This is a genomic window from Halogranum rubrum (genome assembly GCF_900114455.1).
GTDB classification, from domain to species: Archaea; Halobacteriota; Halobacteria; order Halobacteriales; family Haloferacaceae; genus Halogranum; species Halogranum rubrum.
In genome coordinates, this window is record NZ_FOTC01000001.1 from 1597165 (window position 1) to 1615574 (window position 18410).

23 protein-coding genes are annotated in these 18410 nt (G+C 60.2%); 12 read left to right on the forward strand and 11 right to left on the reverse strand.

What is annotated here, in order from left to right:
- Window positions 1-86 precede the first annotated feature (86 nt).
- Window positions 87-770 (reverse strand): helix-turn-helix domain-containing protein, encoded by a 684-nt coding sequence (locus BM083_RS07965; protein ID WP_089868065.1) that lies wholly within the window; start codon window positions 768-770, stop codon window positions 87-89.
- A 99-nt stretch (window positions 771-869) separates the two neighbouring features.
- On the opposite strand from BM083_RS07965, the gene BM083_RS07970 reads away from it, so the two are divergent.
- Window positions 870-2339 carry a cryptochrome/photolyase family protein gene (locus tag BM083_RS07970; protein WP_089868069.1) on the forward strand — a complete coding sequence of 490 codons (1470 nt, stop codon included), beginning with the start codon at window positions 870-872 and terminating at the stop codon, window positions 2337-2339.
- A gap of 52 nt (window positions 2340-2391) precedes the next feature.
- On the opposite strand, the gene BM083_RS07975 is transcribed toward BM083_RS07970, so the two are convergent.
- Window positions 2392-2655: a DUF7521 family protein gene (locus BM083_RS07975; protein WP_089868073.1), complete on the reverse strand. Its 264-nt coding sequence runs from the start codon at window positions 2653-2655 to the stop codon at window positions 2392-2394.
- Window positions 2652-3008 (reverse strand): ArsR/SmtB family transcription factor, encoded by a 357-nt coding sequence (locus tag BM083_RS07980; protein WP_089868077.1) that lies wholly within the window; start codon window positions 3006-3008, stop codon window positions 2652-2654. The genes BM083_RS07975 and BM083_RS07980 overlap by 4 nt, the downstream gene beginning before the upstream one ends.
- 100 nt (window positions 3009-3108) lie before the next feature.
- On the opposite strand from BM083_RS07980, the gene BM083_RS07985 reads away from it, so the two are divergent.
- The 4 genes from BM083_RS07985 to sod all read left to right on the forward strand — a co-directional run bounded on the left by BM083_RS07985 (window position 3109) and on the right by sod (window position 5849).
- A complete protein-coding gene (locus tag BM083_RS07985) occupies window positions 3109-3927 on the forward strand; it encodes a DsbA family protein (protein ID WP_089868081.1) in 819 nt (272 codons plus the stop codon).
- A 2-nt stretch (window positions 3928-3929) separates the two neighbouring features.
- Window positions 3930-4487 (forward strand): hypothetical protein, encoded by a 558-nt coding sequence (locus BM083_RS07990; RefSeq protein ID WP_177197568.1) that lies wholly within the window; start codon window positions 3930-3932, stop codon window positions 4485-4487.
- Window positions 4488-4542: 55 nt separating this feature from the next.
- Window positions 4543-5157: a DJ-1/PfpI family protein gene (locus tag BM083_RS07995; RefSeq protein ID WP_177197569.1), complete on the forward strand. Its 615-nt coding sequence runs from the start codon at window positions 4543-4545 to the stop codon at window positions 5155-5157.
- 92 nt (window positions 5158-5249) lie between these two features.
- Window positions 5250-5849 (forward strand): superoxide dismutase, encoded by a 600-nt coding sequence (sod, locus tag BM083_RS08000; protein WP_089868085.1) that lies wholly within the window; start codon window positions 5250-5252, stop codon window positions 5847-5849.
- A 70-nt stretch (window positions 5850-5919) separates the two neighbouring features.
- Here the strand turns inward: sod and BM083_RS08005 are convergent, their stop codons facing one another.
- Window positions 5920-6339, reverse strand: a complete 420-nt coding sequence (locus tag BM083_RS08005; protein ID WP_089868088.1) for a DUF7522 family protein — start codon at window positions 6337-6339, stop codon at window positions 5920-5922.
- Window positions 6340-6464: 125 nt separating this feature from the next.
- Between BM083_RS08005 and BM083_RS08010 the strand changes: the two genes are divergently transcribed.
- Window positions 6465-6737, forward strand: coding sequence for a DUF5827 family protein (locus BM083_RS08010; RefSeq protein WP_009367357.1), 273 nt, complete (start codon window positions 6465-6467; stop codon window positions 6735-6737).
- A gap of 119 nt (window positions 6738-6856) precedes the next feature.
- Here the strand turns inward: BM083_RS08010 and BM083_RS08015 are convergent, their stop codons facing one another.
- Window positions 6857-7435 (reverse strand): MBL fold metallo-hydrolase, encoded by a 579-nt coding sequence (locus BM083_RS08015; protein WP_089868092.1) that lies wholly within the window; start codon window positions 7433-7435, stop codon window positions 6857-6859.
- 233 nt (window positions 7436-7668) lie between these two features.
- On the opposite strand from BM083_RS08015, the gene BM083_RS08020 reads away from it, so the two are divergent.
- The 3 genes from BM083_RS08020 (at window position 7669) to thyX (ending at window position 9967) form a co-directional block, all read left to right on the forward strand.
- On the forward strand, window positions 7669-8667 hold the full coding sequence (locus BM083_RS08020) for a hypothetical protein (RefSeq protein WP_143085694.1): 999 nt from the start codon (window positions 7669-7671) through the stop codon (window positions 8665-8667).
- Window positions 8668-8671: 4 nt separating this feature from the next.
- Complete coding sequence (locus BM083_RS22785; protein ID WP_143085695.1) at window positions 8672-9106, forward strand: hypothetical protein; 435 nt, start codon at window positions 8672-8674, stop codon at window positions 9104-9106.
- 117 nt (window positions 9107-9223) lie between these two features.
- A complete protein-coding gene (thyX, locus tag BM083_RS08025) occupies window positions 9224-9967 on the forward strand; it encodes an FAD-dependent thymidylate synthase (protein ID WP_009367355.1) in 744 nt (247 codons plus the stop codon).
- 606 nt (window positions 9968-10573) lie between these two features.
- Here thyX and BM083_RS08030 read toward each other — a convergent pair.
- Window positions 10574-10969, reverse strand: a complete 396-nt coding sequence (locus tag BM083_RS08030) for a hypothetical protein (RefSeq protein ID WP_089868098.1) — start codon at window positions 10967-10969, stop codon at window positions 10574-10576.
- Window positions 10970-11339: 370 nt separating this feature from the next.
- Between BM083_RS08030 and BM083_RS08035 the strand changes: the two genes are divergently transcribed.
- Window positions 11340-12050 carry a CDGSH iron-sulfur domain-containing protein gene (locus BM083_RS08035; protein ID WP_089868452.1) on the forward strand — a complete coding sequence of 237 codons (711 nt, stop codon included), beginning with the start codon at window positions 11340-11342 and terminating at the stop codon, window positions 12048-12050.
- Window positions 12051-12199: 149 nt separating this feature from the next.
- On the forward strand, window positions 12200-12574 hold the full coding sequence (locus BM083_RS08040) for a hypothetical protein (protein WP_143085696.1): 375 nt from the start codon (window positions 12200-12202) through the stop codon (window positions 12572-12574).
- Between the two features lie 337 nt (window positions 12575-12911).
- On the opposite strand, the gene BM083_RS08045 is transcribed toward BM083_RS08040, so the two are convergent.
- Together BM083_RS08045 and BM083_RS23950 are read right to left on the reverse strand one after the other, a co-directional pair.
- Window positions 12912-13202, reverse strand: a complete 291-nt coding sequence (locus BM083_RS08045) for a hypothetical protein (protein WP_089868104.1) — start codon at window positions 13200-13202, stop codon at window positions 12912-12914.
- A 39-nt stretch (window positions 13203-13241) separates the two neighbouring features.
- Window positions 13242-13376, reverse strand: coding sequence for a hypothetical protein (locus tag BM083_RS23950; protein ID WP_281244166.1), 135 nt, complete (start codon window positions 13374-13376; stop codon window positions 13242-13244).
- Window positions 13377-13843: 467 nt separating this feature from the next.
- On the opposite strand from BM083_RS23950, the gene BM083_RS08050 reads away from it, so the two are divergent.
- The gene (locus tag BM083_RS08050) at window positions 13844-14194 is read left to right on the forward strand and encodes a hypothetical protein (RefSeq protein WP_089868107.1); all 351 of its coding nucleotides are present in this window, start codon (window positions 13844-13846) and stop codon (window positions 14192-14194) included.
- 165 nt (window positions 14195-14359) lie between these two features.
- On the opposite strand, the gene BM083_RS08055 is transcribed toward BM083_RS08050, so the two are convergent.
- From BM083_RS08055 to BM083_RS08065, 3 genes are all read right to left on the reverse strand, one after another.
- Window positions 14360-15166 (reverse strand): phosphatase PAP2 family protein, encoded by an 807-nt coding sequence (locus tag BM083_RS08055; RefSeq protein ID WP_089868110.1) that lies wholly within the window; start codon window positions 15164-15166, stop codon window positions 14360-14362.
- Window positions 15159-17042 (reverse strand): ABC transporter substrate-binding protein, encoded by a 1884-nt coding sequence (locus BM083_RS08060; protein WP_089868114.1) that lies wholly within the window; start codon window positions 17040-17042, stop codon window positions 15159-15161. The genes BM083_RS08055 and BM083_RS08060 overlap by 8 nt, the downstream gene beginning before the upstream one ends.
- An 88-nt stretch (window positions 17043-17130) precedes the next feature.
- Window positions 17131-18378 carry a hypothetical protein gene (locus BM083_RS08065; RefSeq protein WP_177197570.1) on the reverse strand — a complete coding sequence of 416 codons (1248 nt, stop codon included), beginning with the start codon at window positions 18376-18378 and terminating at the stop codon, window positions 17131-17133.
- Between the last annotated feature and the right edge of the window lie 32 nt (window positions 18379-18410).

Genomic DNA, 18410 nt, shown 5'->3' on the forward strand with positions numbered 1-18410 from the left:
GGCATCCCAGGGGAACCGAAACCAACCCCCCAGTAAGGCCAAGTTACGCCACCCCCCTCTCACTGACCGTTGTAGCGACAATGTACTTAAGACAGGTCGACGCCGTGACTGCTTTCTGGCCCTTCCTCAGAGCGGAGCAACGTGTGTCGGAGAACCTTCTCGTTCGCGCGTCGCACGCGCATCGAGAGCGCCTGCTGTGAGATACCGAGTTCCGGTGCGAGTTCGGCGAGCGTCGCCTGTCGCGGTGAGGCGAAGTAGCCACGTTGGACCGCGAGAACGAGTGCTTCGCGTTGCTCCGGTGTGAGGCCGAACTGGTGGCCTTGGTCGAACGCCTTCGTCAACGTGTAGACACGCTGGAGATGCATCGGGACGTCGTTGTCCGAACAGTAGTTGTAGAAGTTCGCGAGCGTGTTGTGGTCGGGAAAGCGGACACGGAACGCCCACTTGTCGCTGTTGCCGCGCACTTCGAGAATCGTCCCGTCGGTCTCGCCGATGCCGGAGATCAGGTCGTCGATTCCGTTCCACTCGATGCGGTAGAGTACGCTGTCGCGCACTCGGTCGAGCGACGTGAGTCTCTCGACGTTCGGGTCTTCGAGGACGTGTCGCTCGAACGCTTCGAAGTTCGCGCCGGTCGCCCAGAGAAAGGGGAGGACGCCCGCGTCGGTCGGAACGACACGTTCGAGTGTGAGTTCCATTCCTTCTGCGGTAGCGAGCGCCGTGCCGAAGAGGAACTCGTCTGTGGAGATAGTGAACTCGACGATGACGCTCATCGAGAGACTATCGCGTCGGAGAGGCTTAACGCTGTCATCGAATCCCCCCCAGTCCGCCGCCTCCGGTACGTTCAGGTCGAATCGGTCCTTGCCTCGCATATGCAACTACATTGGCACCGCCGTGACCTGCGGGTAGCCGACAACCGCGGACTCACGATGGCTGCCGAGTCGGGCACCGTCGTTCCGGTGTTCGTGTTCGACGACGAGATACTGGCGCACGCCGCGTCGCCGCGAGTTCGGTTCATGCTCGACGCACTCGCCGAGTTGCGTGCGTGGTACCGCGACCACGGGAGCGACCTCCTCGTCGCACATGGCGACCCGAAGGAAGTGCTCCCCGAACTCGCAGACGAGTACGACGCCGACCGTGTCGTCTGGAACAAAGACTATAGTGGCCTCGCTCGCCACCGTGACGCCGCCGTCCGTCGAGCACTCGACGAGGCCGGCGTCGGCCGCGACGTCGTCCACGACGCGATTCACCACGAACCAGGGTCTATCACGACGAACGACGGCGAACCCTACTCCGTCTACACCTACTTCTGGAAGAAGTGGCGGAAACGAGAGAAAGAGTCTCCCTACGATGCTCCCGACGCCGACCGACTCGCCGACGTCTCGGGCGACGAGTTACCCTCAATCGACGAGTTGGGGTTCGACGAACCCGACGCCGACGTCCAGTCGGCCGGGACCGCCGCCGCCCGAAAACGGCTCGACGCGTTCTGCGACGACGCCATCTACCGCTACGACGAGGACCGCGACTACCCCACTCGGGATGCGACCTCTCGGCTCTCGACGGACCTCAAGTTCGGCACCATCGGTATTCGAGAGGTGTATCGAGCGACCGAGGAGGCGAAGGCGGCCGTCGCAGACGAGAGTGACAGCGAACCGGATGGCGACGAGGGAGACGCCGAAAGCAACGACGAAGCCACGAACGACGACGTCGAATCCGTCGAGGAGTTCCAGTCGCAACTCGCGTGGCGGGAGTTCTACACGCACGTGCTCTTCTTCAACCCCGAGGTGGTCTCACAGAACTACAAGGAGTACGACCACGACATCGAGTGGCGGAACGACGCCGACGAGTTGCAGGCGTGGAAGGAAGGGAAGACGGGCTACCCCATCGTCGACGCCGGGATGCGCCAGTTGCGAGAGGAGGCGTACATGCACAACCGGATGCGGATGGTCGTCGCCTCCTTCCTGACGAAAGACCTGCTCGTCGACTGGCGCGAGGGGTACGCCCACTTCTGCGAACACCTCGCGGACCACGACACCGCCAACGACAACGGCGGGTGGCAGTGGGCCGCGTCGACGGGCACCGACGCCCAACCGTACTTCCGTATCTTCAACCCGATGACGCAGGGCGAACGGTACGATGCCGACGCGGAGTACATCAAACAATACGTTCCCGAACTGGCGGACGCGACCGCCGACACCATCCACGAGTGGCACGAACTGTCCGAGATGGAACGAGAGCGTGTCGCCCCGGAGTATCCAGAACCAATCGTCGACCACTCGGAACGCCGCGAGCAGGCGCTCTCGATGTACAAGCGGGCGCGGGGGGACGACGAGAACGACTGAGCGGGAGGTGAGGAGTTCGTGGACTTGTTGGACGAGGGCCAGTGTTGCCGAGTCACCGATACAGCGAGTAGGAGATGAGACCCATCCCGACGAGGACGAACCCGGTTCGGAAGAGCCCCGTGTGGAGGAGGTTCGGGAAGTAGCTGTTCAGAAGCGAGCAATCCATCACGCCACCGAGGCTGATGAAGACGAACCCACCCGAGATGTAGAGCATCGTCGTACTCTGGTTCCGGCGATAGCCACGGTACGCTTGATAGGCGATGAAGAACCCGAGTGCGATGACGAGTAGGTTGGCTGCGACGAGTGCGGTACTCATTTGTCTCCCCTCCGGATGTCTTCCCAGACGCGAGTGAAGCGGTCTGCGACGTCAGATTGTTGTGTAATAGTCACGTTCAGCGCTCCGTTTTCGATGTCGATGTCGATGTGTTCGACCGCCGCCTCGTACGTCGTGTAGTGGTTTCCCGACGGGTCGAGTTCGGTCGCTTCGGTCACGAGACCCTGCGCGACCAAGTCGTCGACGCGACGGTAGACGGTCGTCAGTGACGCGTCACACGCCTCGGCCAGTTCCTGTGCCGAGAGCGATTCCTGACTCGTCGCCGTGAGAATCGACCGGGCGTACTCGTCGTGGAGTAGCCGGAGCACAGCGAGGTCGTCGGGGTCGTCACTCACAGGTTGTCCTCTCGTCGTGGGTATTGAAACCCTGTCGGGTGTTTTCCGAGCCAGCAAACGCCGACCATCCGTTATACTCGTCGTCGGAGAAGGGGGCCGTATGTCGCGGCAAACACGGCGAGCGCTGTTGCGCGGAACGGCAGTCACAGCTATCGCTGGACTCGCAGGCTGTAGTGCAACGGGGTCTACTGGGTCGACCGAAACAGTGGCAAACACAGACACCGGGTCGTCCGAGTCGACGGCGACGGAGCGGCCCACCGAGTCGACAGCGACCGCAGAACCGACTACGACCGTCTCGTCGAAACCAGTCACACCGGCGATGCACGCCGCCTCGGAGACCACCGGGTTCGGCGTCGACTTGGCCGGAGTGCCCGTCGTCGGTGACGCCGACGCGACGCTCGACCTCTACTACTGGAGCGACTACCAGTGTCCGTTCTGCCAGAAGTTCGAACATCGGACGCTCCCGAAACTCGTGCGGACGCACGTTTCGGAGGGCCGACTCCGCATCCCGTTGCTCCAGTTCCCGAACATCGGCAAGAACTCCACGACGTTGTCGGTGATGTCGCGATGCGTCTGGCGGCAGACCCGCGAGAACACCGAAGCGTTCTGGAACTGGCACACGACGATGTTCGAAGAACAGGGGTTCCCGAACGGCGACTGGTCGAAACGGTCGAACCTGCTGGAGTTGACGAGGGGAGTCGAGGGTGTCGACGCCGACGCCGTCGACGCTTGCATGGAGGAGAACCGGGACGCCATCGTCTCGAAAGTCGAAGCAGAACGGAAGCGAGGGCAGAACGCCGGACTCGACGGGACACCATCGTTCGTCGTCTACGACCCCGAGGCGGACCGAAGTGCCGACCTGCAGGGTGCACAGCCGTACTCGCGGTTCGACAGCACGGTTCGGTCGCTGTTGGAGTGACCATGTCGGGCCAGACTACGGCGACCCGGTGGCGAGGGCGAATCCGACAGTTCGGGTCACAACTCGGGCGAGCACTGGTCTACCCTTTCTCGTCCGGCCCGCGAATAGTCACGACGCTCGTCGTCGCCGCCGTCACGTTCGTGCTCCTGATACTGAGCACCTTCCCGACGTACACGATGCAGATGCTCGGGGCTGGCGTCCAGCGATATCTGGTGCAGGCGTTCGTCGACCTGCTGTACACGACGTACCGGTCGGTCGGCGTGGTGGGTGTCAGCCTCATCGTTGCCTACGCTGTCCTCACCGGCGTCGCACTGGTGAACGTCGCTGCGCAGGTACGACTGACGGGCGTCGCCAGTCTCTCAGACCTCAGCGGCGTCCTCCCCGGACTGTTCGCGTCCGGGTGTGCGAGTTGCGGAGCGGGGGTCCTCGGGTTCCTCGGGTTTACGGGCGCACTCGCGGTGATGCCGTTCCACGGGGACCTGCTCCGGGCGGGTGGGCTCCTCCTCTTGCTCTTCTTCCTCGGGCGTGCCGGCGACCCGCGCCGGTGTCGCCTCACTTGAGTCCCGCAAGTCTCGCCGACCGAAGAGTATTCTCTTTACCCGGAGAAGGAGAGACGTGACCACCGACATCGCCATCCTGCTCTACGACGGCTTCGACGAACTCGACGCAATCGCGCCGTACGAGGTGTTCCAGAACGCGGCCGCACTCGGCGCAGACTTCTCCGTTCGTCTCGTGACGCTCGACGACCGAACGCAGGTAACCGCGAGTCACGGCCTCCGGGTCGAACCCGACGGCACACTCGACTTCGACGACCGCCCGGACGTGCTCGTCGTCCCCGGCGGTGGCTGGAACTCACGGAGTGAAGCGGGTGCGTGGGCGGAGGCCGAACGCGGTGTCGTTCCCGACGCAGTTGCGACGCTCCACGACTCGGGCGTCACCGTCGCCTCGGTCTGCACCGGCGGGATGCTACTCGCCCGAGCAGGTTTGACCGACGGTCGGCCCGCCGTGACGCACGCGAGTGCCGTCGACGACCTGCGAGATTCCGGTGCCGACGTGGTCGACGCTCGCGTCGTCGACGACGGCGACCTGCTCACGGCGGGCGGCGTCACCTCGGGGCTGGACCTCGCACTCCATCTCGTCGACCGACTCGCAGGGTCGGCTATCGCCGACCGAGTCGCCACAGAGATCGAGTACGAGCGTCGTTTCGAGGTTCACGAAGAGACGAAATAACGCTGGACTGCAACGGGTCGTGAGACGTGGTAACAGCCGTCTCCTCAAGCTTTAACAGGATTCCGAACCATCCTCCTGCCGGAGGCATTATCATGAGTTACGAACTGGACCCACTACCGTACGATTACGACGCACTCGAACCGCACATCTCCGAGCAGGTGCTGACGTGGCATCACGACACCCACCACCAGGGCTACGTCAACGGCTGGAACTCGGCCGAAGAGACGCTCGCAGAGAACCGTGAGAACGGTGACTTCAGCTCCTCCGGCAACGCAATGCGCAACGTGACGCACAACGGCTGTGGGCACATCCTCCACGACCTGTTCTGGCAGAACATGTCACCGGAGGGTGGCTCCGAGCCTGAAGGCGACCTCGCCGACCGTATCGCCGAGGACTTCGGCTCCTACGACGCCTGGAAGGGCGAGTTCGAAGCCGCCGCGAACGACGCCAGCGGCTGGGCGCTGTTGGTCTACGACAGCTTCTCGAACCAGCTTCGTAACGTGGTCGTCGACAAGCACGACCAGGGCGCGCTGTGGGGTAGTCACCCGATCGTCGCACTCGACGTCTGGGAACACTCGTACTACTACGACTACGGCCCGGACCGCGGCGACTTCATCAGCAACTTCTTCGAAGTCGTCGACTTCGAGGAACCGTCGGCGCGCTACGAGCAGGCTGTCGAACTCTTCGAGTAAGTCGAAAACGGTCGCATCCGCGGCCACAACCCCGTGATTTTTTCGAGGGCAGTCCCCCAGACTGTCGAGTCTACTCTGTGTCGTCGGTCGGAACGAGTTCTGTCACCGAGTACTCGTCGAGAATCGTCTGGAGCTCTGCGGAGAGCGCTGCGAAGTCGTAACCACCTTCTCGGCGGTCGAATCCGGCGAGGACGCCGATACGGGTGTCGTCGTCCGCGAAGAACGTGCGGAACAGTTCGGAGGAGGCGAACCCTCTGACCGTGTAGTCGTAGTCGCGAGCGTAGAGCGACTCGTAGGTATCGCGGGTGATGTACCCGTAGCGTTCGTTGTCGATGAAGGCGTCGACGTCGAGGTCACTGAGTTGAGATTCGATATCTGCGCGGAGATAGAGATTCTGGTGTGTCCACTGGTCGAACAGCCAAACATCGCGCAGCGCACCTTCGCCAAACGACTGGAAAGTCGCGACGAGTGCCTCCGTCGCGTCGTCCATACACCTCCCTTAGGGCCCCAAGTGATAACGGTTGTTGTGCGATGGAGATACGTTGTAACCGTTCCTCGGAGAGCCATGTCGAAAAGAGCAGTAGGCCTTTCGGGGCGTCGGTCGTATCACGTCGTATGCCGAGACCGAAAGACGATTTCGAGGAGCTCTATCCGTGTGACTTCTACACTGCGGAGGAACTGCTCGACGACGACCAGATGTACAGCGTCTACGAAATCGCTCGACTGCTTCAGGGACTCGACGTCGACGCCGAACTCGACGTCGGAACCGAGGAGATTCTCCTCGATTGGGCTATCCCGTGGGTCATGCGAAACGCCGACGATCTCGTCGTCGGTGAACCACCGAGCGACGAAGAGCCAGGGTACTACGGGCTGAAGTCGGACGACTGAGAGACACCTAATCGAGAGTTTGGAATATATTCACAATCAAATACGTCGCTGACAGAGACTATCGTCTATCGTTCCGTAGCTGTCAGAGGCACATCCGGTCTGTCGGCGAGTTCGAAGACTCAGTAGAGTCGCGCCGCCTGACCGGCCAGTTCGATGTCGCGGTACGGGTCGTCGACGACGCTCGGTCCGTGACCGACGTGTAGCGCTTCCAATCGTTCATCCGCTTCGGCGAGCAGTCGCTCGATACTCTGGACCAGCAAGTCGCGGTCACCTTCTTCTAAGTCGGTGCGACCGAAGCCGCCGTTCTGAAACACCAGGTCACCAGCGAACAGTATCTCACCATCGGTCGAGAGAAAACAGAGGTGGTCGTTCTTGTGTCCCGGCGTGTGAAGTGCGCGGAACGTCCGGTCGCCCATCGTTACGTTCTCTTCGTCGGCGATAGCGTGGTCGACGACAGGGTGGGCCGAATCGTAGCCCCACACCTCGACGTCGAACGCCTCACAGACGGCATCGAGGTTCCCGATGTGGTCCGGATGGGTGTGCGTGAGCACGACTGCGTCGAGGTGGTCGGTCTCCTCTCGGAGGTGTGCGACGGCGTCGAAGTTCGACCCGGCGTCGACGAGGACGGTCCTGTCGCCATCGACGAGGAAGGCATTGCTCGTGAACGCCTGCACGCCGTGCGCGATGTTGTGGATCATTATCTTCGATACTCGGGGGACCTACTTCGCTCTTGTCGACTTGAGCGTCGAATTCGGTGTCTGTCGCCTGTCACGGTCGGACAGCGACACAAATGGGGCCGGTGACGACGAGGCAGAAAGACGACTGCAAGTGCCCTCTTCTCCTTCAGGGTCGTCCAGACTGTGTCGATTAAAGCCATGACCAGAAGTGTCAATAAGGCTAATATACTTCTCAGATTAACATTCTGCTGTAAATGAATCGTCGAACTTACATGAAAGCGGCAGGCAGTACAGTAGCACTCGGAGCACTCGGTATCTTCTCTACCGGAACAGGAGCCGCCGCGACCCTCCAAATCAGCGCAGAAAACGTCACCGTCTCCAACGACGACGGTTCCGTCAGCCTGGTCACCATCGACCCAGCGTTCGACATCAAATGGAGCGGATTCGACGATACAGTCGCCAAAATCTTCTGTCTCATCGAAGCCAAAGTCGGCGATGGCGAATACCAACCGATCTATCGCGCGACACCGTGGCTTACCGGCATCAACAACAATGCCGAATTCGATGAAAGCGGCCCCGGAAAGAGCGGTCACTACACAATCGCTCACAGCCTCTCCGACGCACTCGCTACCGACTCACGGTTCGTTAACAGCGTACCCGGTCCGCTCGTCATCGCGGACGAACAAGGCCGTCCGGACTACGGGTTATTCAACTGGCAAAATGTCCCCGGTGCAGACCTTCAGAGCTACCTCGACGGCACCAGTATGGATTCCGCAAGTTGGTACTCAAATCTGGATGAATCCGGGCAAACCGTCGACGTCACCGGGAACGAGCACGTCCCTCAAAACAACTACCCCGAGGTCGACGCCGGCTACTACGGTGCGGCCGCACTTGCCAGCGAGTTCAACAACGACGCCGACGGCACTACGAACCAAACCACGGTCAGCCTTCGTTACACCTTCGAGTTCCTGCGACCCAACGAGAGCTATATGAAGTGGGGCAAGGATGAGTACAAGAATATCTCCAGCATCGAAGCCTCCGACATTGATGCCGGGAACTCTGAAATCGTCATGAACGGTGAGGACAATAACCACTTGTTTGCCACCCCGAGCGGCATCCCCTACGAGGAACTTCACGCCTACGCCGAGAGCCACGTCGGCATTATCGTCGCTGAAACGAGCTTCGACGTCATGGCAGAAAACCGCCCTGCAGGGACCACGTCAAGCGGAACCTCGAACACTGAGGCGTTCTAACACGATGGAACTCACCAGGCGACGCGCAATCTCCTCGATTGCTGCCGCAGCGATTACTGCGCTCGCTGGCTGTGAGAGCGCTGGACCTTCAGGGTCCGAATTGCAGACTGAGACGCAGAGCACGCCCCCATCCGACGACCAACCGACGAGAACGACCACTGACGACTCGCCGAACCCCTCCGACAAAACACCGGCCTCCTCCGACGAGGCACTGATAATACCGGAGCCAACACCGGCCCCCTCCGACGAGGCACCGATGACACCGGAGCCAACACCGGCCCCCTCCGAGGAAACAGCGACACCCGAAGATAACACGGGTGGCGGCGGTGGCAACACGGGTGGTGGCGGCAGAGACTCGGCCTCAGACTCCGATTCCGAGGATACTGAGCCGATTTCGACAGCACACGTGACCGGGAACTCGAATCCCGACGCATCTTAGCGAACGTCGGCTTTTGTGAGCAGAAGACAGTTTTACACTCGAATACGACGGTTTGCGATTCGAGAGGGTGCAGTGAGATGGGATAGAGTTTTGCGGTCATGGACGGCTTGCCTTCGTATGGACGTACGTCTACTCGAAGCCACGCAGAACCCGGAGGAACTCATCTGTCGCGGTGCTCGCAACGACTACATGAGCGAGTTCAACCCCGACATGTCGTTCGAGGAGACGATGGCCTCCGTCGACGGCGACACGATGGAGGAGAAGAAACGAACGCTCATCGGCCACCTGATGACCCACGGCCACTTCGGCCCGTTCGAGCATCCGAGCGCGACGTTCGCCATCAAAGGCGTCAGTCGCGCCTGCATGGCCCAGATTACGCGCCACCGACACGTCAGTTTCGACGTGCAGTCGATGCGCTACGTCTCGTTCGACGACGTCGACCCGGAACGCGTCGGCGACGGCGAGATGGTCGTCACGCCGCCGTCGGCGTCGGACCCGAACTGGGTCGGGCGCAACCAGAAGGGCGGCGCAGTCGACGAGGAGACCATCGCCAAGCGCGAAGAAGTGTTCCAGAACTCCGTCAAACGCTCCGTCGAGGACTATCAGGAACTCTTGGACCTCGGAATGCCGCCGGAGGACGCCCGATTCGTCCTCCCCATCGGGTCGAAAGTCAACATCGTGATGACGATGAACGCCCGGATGTTGATGCACATCGCCGACATGCGGGCGGCCGCCGACGCTCAGTGGGAGATTCGCCAGATGACCGAGGAGATTCTCGACCACGCCGAGGAGTGGTGCCCGGTGACGTTCGACTACTACAACGAGAAGATGCGGAATCGGAAGAACCGTCTCGCGCCCTGAACCAGTCGAGGGCTATGATTTCGTAGCGAATCGCGGAACTATTTGTGCCCTTTGAGGTTGTAGATTCTTCTGCTCGTTGAAACCTGTGTGCTGAATACAGCGCACGAATCGGTCATGGACTCAGCAGCCACTACGAGAGAATCAAATCGCTCAGAACAGGTCAGTTACTGATTGTGGGGGTGTTCTAAAAGCGGTGGTCCTCGTCGCTATAGTTTATAATTGTACTCATCGGCTTGCATTTCTGAGTCTCTTTCAACTTCACCTTTGGCAACGAGCAATAGCAGCACCAGCATCATGATGCCGACGAGTACGAGCATGCCGATAGTCCCTATTGATAGCCCCATATTCACCTTACAGTTTAATGTCAAATAATTATTGGGATGTGAACAGGTGCTACTCAGCGGTTAGTTCAGTGTGGATACGGCGGAATAAGTGAGTCCTCTGTGCTGCATACACCCTCTGAGTGTTGAGTGTTGCACGTCTTTTGTGACAGCGTTCGGTGAAGTTTCTGTGACCGTGCTGAACTCAGGGCGCAAGTCGGTCACTTTCGGGTTGTCATCTAGCAGTAATTCTTAGTAACAGACACGAGACAAAAATCGGCGATTGTTACTTGCTCTCTGCTACCCACTCGCCATCCAACTCCCCCTCTCGGATGACCTTTGCTCGGGCTGTAAATTGCTGTTCGCCGTAATAGGAAGAATCCGTTGTGAACGGGAGCGCGATGGTACGCTTAGTAAGCTCTGCAGGGATAACGAAGGTTTGCGTGCTCACGTGATTGTACGCGTCATCAATCAGAAGTTCTGCTCTGACTGTGACGTTTCCGGTGGTACCTCCTTGTTTCTCAACGACCCCCACTACGAGGGCAGTCTCTTCATCAACTAAGTACGAGCGAACATCCCGTAGAGTAAATCGTGGCTCTGGTTTGCTCTGAGTGAATAGGCAACCAGCAGTGCCCATACTAAGGATAATTCCAATGGTGGATAGGGCTGTACGCCGGTTCATACCAGACAGTTGGAATAGAGTTGATAATATTGTTTCTGAGACAGACCACCCTTGCTCACTTTTTGCACCCTGAATTTTGACACATCTGCCTGTTCAAGTGTGAAACAAGGATTTGTAGGTTGCTGAACTCACCCTCTAAGTCTTGCACGCACTTTCTGACAGCCTCTATGGAGGTTTCTGAGTTTGAAAAACAATCTGTCATTTTGTTGATTGGTCTCAGGAAGAACAACACGCAAGTCATCCCCGAGAAGGTCGTTGAGTTATATCCACTGCGAAATCGACTAACGAAGTGACCGACGCGGCGGGAGCAACCACAGACGAGCGAACGACCGTCACAATCGCTATATCTGTTCTCAGCGAACGGGTGTCCATGGAAGAGGACGTCCACTGCTATACCGGCAAGGACATCGAGGTCAGCTACGATTCGAACCGGTGTATCCACGTCCGAGAGTGTGTTGAGGGATTACCGGGTGTCTTCGACCCTGGCCGTCGACCGTGGGTCGACGCCGACGGCGCCACGGCCGATGAGATCGCGGCTGTGGTTGAGCGGTGTCCGACCGGGGCGCTGCAGTACGACCGCCTCGACAGTGGCAAAGACGAGAAGGTGCCTAGACGAAACACGGTAACCGTCGCCGCCGACGGCCCACTGTACCTCCGCGGCGACGTCCGGATACGGACGTCGACGGACGGGACGCTTTTAACGGACACACGTATCGCACTTTGTCGGTGTGGCCACTCCGAGAACAAACCGCTCTGTGACAACAGCCACGATCGGGTGTTCGAGGCTGAAGGAGTCGAACCGGACAAAACAATTGTCAGTGACGTTACCCCCGAGACAGGGACAGTCGCGAACGAGACCGGCTCTGAAAACGACGGAGAAGACCGCTCTTCAGGCCCGCTGACGGTTACGTTGACGAAAGACGGCCCGTTCCGGCTTTCGGGGTCGTTCGACCTCCGGCACGTCGACAGCGAGCAGAACTCCGAGTCGGCCGCGCTCTGTCGGTGTGGTGCGTCAGAAGACAAGCCATTCTGTGACGGAACCCACGCTCAGGTGGGCTTTTCGACCACCGAGAACGAGTGAATTGTAACAGCCGAGTCGGAAGTAGAGGAGGTAGATCGGGCGTCGTTACTGCCTACCGACCTCAATGATTCACACGCCTCTAGGGGGTTGGCTTCTCGCTGAACGAAGCTGGCGTGGACTACGTAATCCCTCGAAGGAAGACGAGCCGTGTGAAGAACTTCATCCAGCGGATGGAGCACGAGGTTGAAGTCGAACAGGACTACGCGATTTACGGTGATATCGACGGCGAAGCAACGAACGCGCGGGCAGAGACGAACTTCGTGGCAGTGCCGAAGAGAAACGCCGATGAGGACGATGACAAGGTTGAGAAGACGATTGGGTTCGTCACGAACAAAGACGTTGACGACGAGATTCGCCTTGACCGTGTAGAAGCGAAGGGAGTCGTAGACCGGTATCGGCGACGCTCTGCGAGTGGTCAAATTCCGTGCCGTTTCCACGCATTCGATGGCGTCTCACCGCGAGAGGTAGTTGATACGATACCGATGTGGCCTGTCCGAACCACGAATAGCCCCAGAAACGCGTGAAAATAATCTATCCTCCGAAGCTCTGGACCTCCCCGCTGCGCTGAAGTCAGGCACGTCCCAAATAATCGGTTGGATTCGTTCGATACAGAGAGCCATTTCTAACAGAACCCAAATAGGTTCCGGCGGTCATACTGAACTCAACGCGCGTATCTTGCAGAGAACGTCGTCGCGTCCGGAGGAGGAACGCGACGGCGGCCGAGGCGAGCGAAATTCGTAGTCGAAACCCTCGACCGATGTCGGTAGCCATTGCAGTACCTTCGGTAACGAGTCACAGAAGGACGAAACCGTAAATCCCAGCGTACCGGGTCACGCGCCTCGAGGGATTCGCGTCCGTCGGTTACGCTCCCAGCCAATCGTTGTTGCTGATTTCGTAGCCGTTCATCTTGCAGTACTTTCGAGCTCGCTGCCGGACGGCCCGCGAACTCGGGCGCTTGCCGTCGGTTCGAATCTGCTCGACGATCCACTCGCTTACGACGGTGATCCCTTCGTCGTCGTCGTCTGGCGTGACGTCCTCGAGCGCGTCGAACGTCTTCTCGTACACCTCGTGTTGCTGGGCGCGGTCGTCGTCGGGGAGTTGGGCCTCAGCTTCGGCGGCCGCGATCCGTTCCATCGCCGCGTCGATTGACATAGTCTTTGCTACCACTCGCGCAGGCATAAACACCGGGCGTCAGAACACGTCGACCCGTCCCACGACGAGGTCCTTCCTGACCGTCTCCACAACGTCGAGCTCCGCCTTGACAACATCCGCGACCGCCTCGCGGTCACCGGCAGTCGTCGTCACGTCGACGGCCCACGGGATCACCGATCCTCAAGGAGCTGGACGCCGCTGTACGTTGCGGCGATCGACTCCTCGAGCCGGCGGGGATTTGCAATCCCTTGAGGTTGTGGGAGTAGACTCACTCTCCTCGGTCACCTGCTACATACACACTCTAAGTTCAGCACGTACTTTCTGACAGTTCCTGGGCAGGTTGATGGCACTCGTACGGTGGTGGCCGAGCATACAGTTATTCAGATTGATTTTCTACTGTCATCTATGGTTCTCCCGTCGGTACTGCGCCCACGCAGGATCCTCGTCTTCCCTGCGATAGCCCTGTTTGGTCCTGGACTTCAATTCGTGTATTCCCGTGCGGGAGACTACTGTGACGTGGCCTTCGCCTATCAGAAGTGCTTTGAAGCCAACCCATTCCGCTACATCGCCTTCGTTATGCTCGTCGCACTGGCGAGTTACCTTGGTGCCACTGTGTTCGTCACGCTGTTCCCCGTTGAACAATGGGCGTCCCGCTGGTGGCTGGCAAGGTCGCGTTTGCACCGTCGAGTCGGACACTCTTGACCCTCGGTGCCACGCTGCTCATCTACCTCACGACGTTCGCACTGCTTGCAGCACAGAACACAACTCCCCCTTGGCTTCTCCGGACGGTCGTCGCCATCTTAGCTGCGGTATTCATGTTACCGGCGTTTGGGCCTCTGATGCTACTCTACGCACTGAAAACCGAACAGTTTGCTGGTCTCGTCATCGTCGGCTTTCTGTTCTCCGGCATCTGGGTGTATCTACTTGCGTCAGTTGTCGGTGGTTTCTTCGACTCAATCGCTCGTCGCTCCGGCCAATCAAGGAGTTACTAGTCCGGTTGAAAATGTCGTCCTTAGCATCGACCAATCAACCGTAGTGGCTAAAACAAACACGGAAGCAATGATGAACTCACCCTCTATACTCAGCACGCTGGCTCTGGCAATCTTCAGACACTAACAACTCGCTGTCTGACTCGTTCTTCGAACCTCTCTCAGTTCTCAGAGGCGGTCGACGTACCACGAAGCCACACCGACACAGAAGAGACCAAGTCCGGCACCGACGACGACGTCAATCGCCCAGTGGATGCCCAGATACATCGTCGCGAGGCTGATACTCACAGCGAACACCGAGGCGATGGCGAGCCAGTACGGGTAGACCTTCCGCGTCTGCCACGCCAGTGCGGCGGCCGTCACCGAGAGCGAGGTGTGTAGCGACGGGAAGACGTTCGTGTTCGTGTTGACCTTGCTCGTCAGAATCTGCGTCTGCGGGTACGTCGAGTAGAGCAGTGGGTCGACGAGGTCCGGAATCAGGTTTCGCGGGCCGTACGAGATAAAGAGGGTGTAGAACACCAATCCGAGCGAGTAGTTCAGCGCGTAGGCGAGCGCCGTCCGCTTCAGCGGTTTGAGGTCCCGAAGTGAGAGATACGCGATAAAGGGGAAGACGAGGAGAAAGACGTAGCCGAAGATGTAGACGAACGAGAAGTAGGCGGTGAGTTCCGGCGTCGCGACTGACTGGATATCGGAGACGGTCGCTCCTTCGATGGCGAAGATGTAGGAGGTGACGTTCAGCCCGATGAGCCACGATATCTCGGGGATGATGTCCCTGACGACTTTGTTGACGATGAGGACGGCGACGAGCAGTCCCAGATACGGGAGTGCCTCGCGGAGACGAGCGCGTTTCTCCTGTCGGAGCGTCTGGAGTCGGGTCGGCCCTACGACGACGAGACTCGTGAGTCCTAAGAGGACGGAGACGCCCACGAGGACTTGGACTAACAGAACCGAAAGCGTCGACAGCGAGTTAGCCACTCAACAGTCTCCCATCTTCGGTGTAGCGATAGCCGAGGTCTCTGAACACTTCGCGGGCCGCATCGACGTCGAGTTCGCCGTTCGACCCGTGGAACGGGAGTTCGGGGTCTGTCTGGTCCCAGTGCAGTGCCGGCGGTACGGCGTCGCCGTCGCTCCCGAGCGGTGAGGAGGCGGGCGAGGCGTACCCCCGAAACACGTCGTCGACGAGGTGTCCTTTGTCGACGAGTCCGGCGATTGCTCGTCGGAACCGTGGGTTGCTGAGCGGTGCACGGCGGACGTTGTAGCCGACGTGGTAGAACTGGTTCGACTCCGCGACGTGAAGCGCGAGGCTGTCGTCCTGTCCGATGGTCGAAACCTCCTCGGGGAGAAGCGGCGACGCCGTCGCGTCCGCCTCGCCACGCTGGAGGAGTTCGACGGCCGCCCCGCTGGACGGAACGAGTTTGAACACCAGTTGGTCGAAGGTCGGGACGTGGAACTCGCCCGCCCGCCCGTCGACCGACCCGCCGGCGAGGAAGTGGTCCTCGAACGGTTCGAGGACGACCGACTGCTTGACCGTCGAGGAGACGAACTCGAAGGGGCCGCTTCCGACGGGGTTCGGGTTGTTCCAGACGAGTGCCTTCGTCACGTTGCTGTCGGTGTTGAGACTCGACCCCATCGCCCGGCCGGTCTGGTTCGTCCAGATGTGTTCGGGGAGGACGGGAACGGTGAACACGCGCTCGGCGACCGGTTCACTGACACGGCCGAATTCGAGACGGACCTCGCGGTCGGACGTCGCCTCGGCACTGTCGACGAGCGACGTCAACTCACGGAACCGAGGCGACGGGACGGGCGTAGACGACGACCCGAACGACGTGTCTTGCAAGAACGCGAAGGTGAACGCCACGTCTTCGGCCGTCAGCGACGTGCCGTCGTGCCACGTGAGGTCCTCACGGAGTCGCAGGTATCCGACGAGTTCGTTGCCGTCACCCTCCGTGACGAGTTCTATCGACTCTGCGAGCCACGGGACGACGTCGCCGTCGACGTAGCGTGCCGGCGCGTCGTACAGGAGCGAGGTGACGCTGTCTGGACACCGGAACTCGACGGCGAGCGGGTTGAGGTTCTCCGTCGGTCGGGAATCGGAGAGTGTCATCTGGAACACAGTCGGTTCCGATTCGTCCGGCGTCTCCGCAGTGGTGGTCTCGACGGCCGTCGTGTTCGCAGACGGCGTCTGCGTGTTGACAGTCGACGAGTCGGTGTCGACGGCTTCGCCCGTCGCCTGTTCCGTGAGCGAGAGATACCACGGAACCGAGTGGACGGGCAGGTCGTCGCGGCCGACGAACCGACCATCTCGGGTCGACCGAATCGTCTCGGGGAAACAGACGGTCGAGAACGGCTGGTTCCGGACCAGTTTCTGTTGAATCGTATCCAGCGTCTTGTCGCGTCGGTCACTCGTCACGCGCGTCTGTCGGTCGAGCAGGTCGTCGAGTTCGAGGTCGGCGTAGCCGAAGGGGTTCGACCAGCCGATTTCGACGTCGAACGCCGAGTGCGTCAGCGGTCGAAGGAAGTCGGGGTCGTGACTTCCCGGATGTTGTGCGACGTAGACGTCGAACGACTGGTTGAGGAGGACGTCGCGAAACAGTTCTTCTCGACTCATCGGAACGACTTTCGCGTCGATACCCACCTGGTTGAGGTTCGTCACGAGGAACCGCGCGATACGCGTGGCTCGTGGGTCGGCGTCGGCCGGGAGCGTCTTGACGGAGAGCGCTAACTGGTCGGCCGTGTCGCGCCCAGCCGTCGACTGAATCGAGCGGATACAGCCACTCGTCGCTCCGACGCCGAGCGTCGCGAGCACTGCGCGTCTTGTGAGGCGGGAAGGGGTGTCGTCGTCGTGTGTCATCTCAAAGTACTGTTTGAAGTCGTGTGTATCTAGTATCGACGTTCGTAGGCCACATTATTACGTGCCGTCTAATGGGGTCTCCATAGTGTTATAGTCCGATGAACAGCGGCCACGCGAGGACGCAGGCCCACAACACCAAGCCGATCTTTAGCGGTCGGTTCCAACGCTCTTCGGGCGTTCGGTACGAGGCACTCGCCGCAATCAATCCGACGATTCCGAGGACGGCGAGTCGGTGGAGCACCACCGCAATCGGGAGCACGTCGATGCCGATCGACTGGTAGTCGAGGATGAAGCCGAGACCGAGACCGAGAATCGCGATACCGGCCCAGTCGAACGGTTCGCCACTCAGTGGGAAGGTGAGTGCGGCCGCCGGGATTCCGACGGCGAGACAGAGGTAGAGCGTCCCGGCGACGAGTTTGACTGGAAGCCCCGGTACTGCCGTCTCGCCGGTGATACTCAGCGTCCGGACGAGCAGCGGCAACGACAGCAGACAGGCGAACAAGAGTGCGCTTCGTTGTCCGAGGCCGTCAGAGAGCCACACCGTCAACTGGTCGATGGCCGTCTGTGAGGTGTTTCGCGCCTCGGCGAACCCGGAGAGGAGGAGCGCCCCCCAGACGATGTTCGCCGAAGCGAGCGATCGGAGGTCCACGACCGACACCCAGCCGTCGGCGTCGGAGATACCGCCGTTTGCAAACCGTTCACGGCTGACATCGGCGGTGTAGGCGGTTCCAAAATATTCCGTTTCGAGATGATGTTGCGCCGTTGCGAGCGATCCAACAGTGTGTCTCAGTCGGAACCAATCCCAGTGTTCGTGGTGCGCTTGAATCGCTGTCCACCGCGCACCGTCGGTACCGCCTTCGTAGAGGCGGAGGTGATAACGAGAGCCGAAGTACGTCCCGTCGTGCAGTTGTGCCGTCTCGGTCACCCACTCGCCTCCGGCGTTCGGCGTCGAGACGTAGGTGTATCGAGTCGCTCCGGTCGTCTCACCCCACGCGATATCCGTTCCCTCGACGACGAGCGGTTCACCCTCGTCGTCGACGCCCTGCCAGTCACGGTCCAGTTGCTCCCACTGGCTGTCTCGCTGGTTGCGGAGTTGTGAAACGACTCGTGCAGTGTTGCCTCTGACGACGGCGTTGATCGGCAGCGTCAGCGACTCGAAAGACCGGCCTCGACTGGTGAACGGCCAGAGTTGTGCGTCACTCTCTTCGGAGGGGTTGACGAGACGAACGTCGTCGGGGCCGCGTCGCGTCACGTCTTCTGTCGAATGAGGTGCGACGAGACCAGGTTCGACGACCAAGAGGGCGAGGAGGAGGACGAGAAACGTCACGACGGCCATTCGACGTCGTGATCGGGGACGCGAGCCGTGCA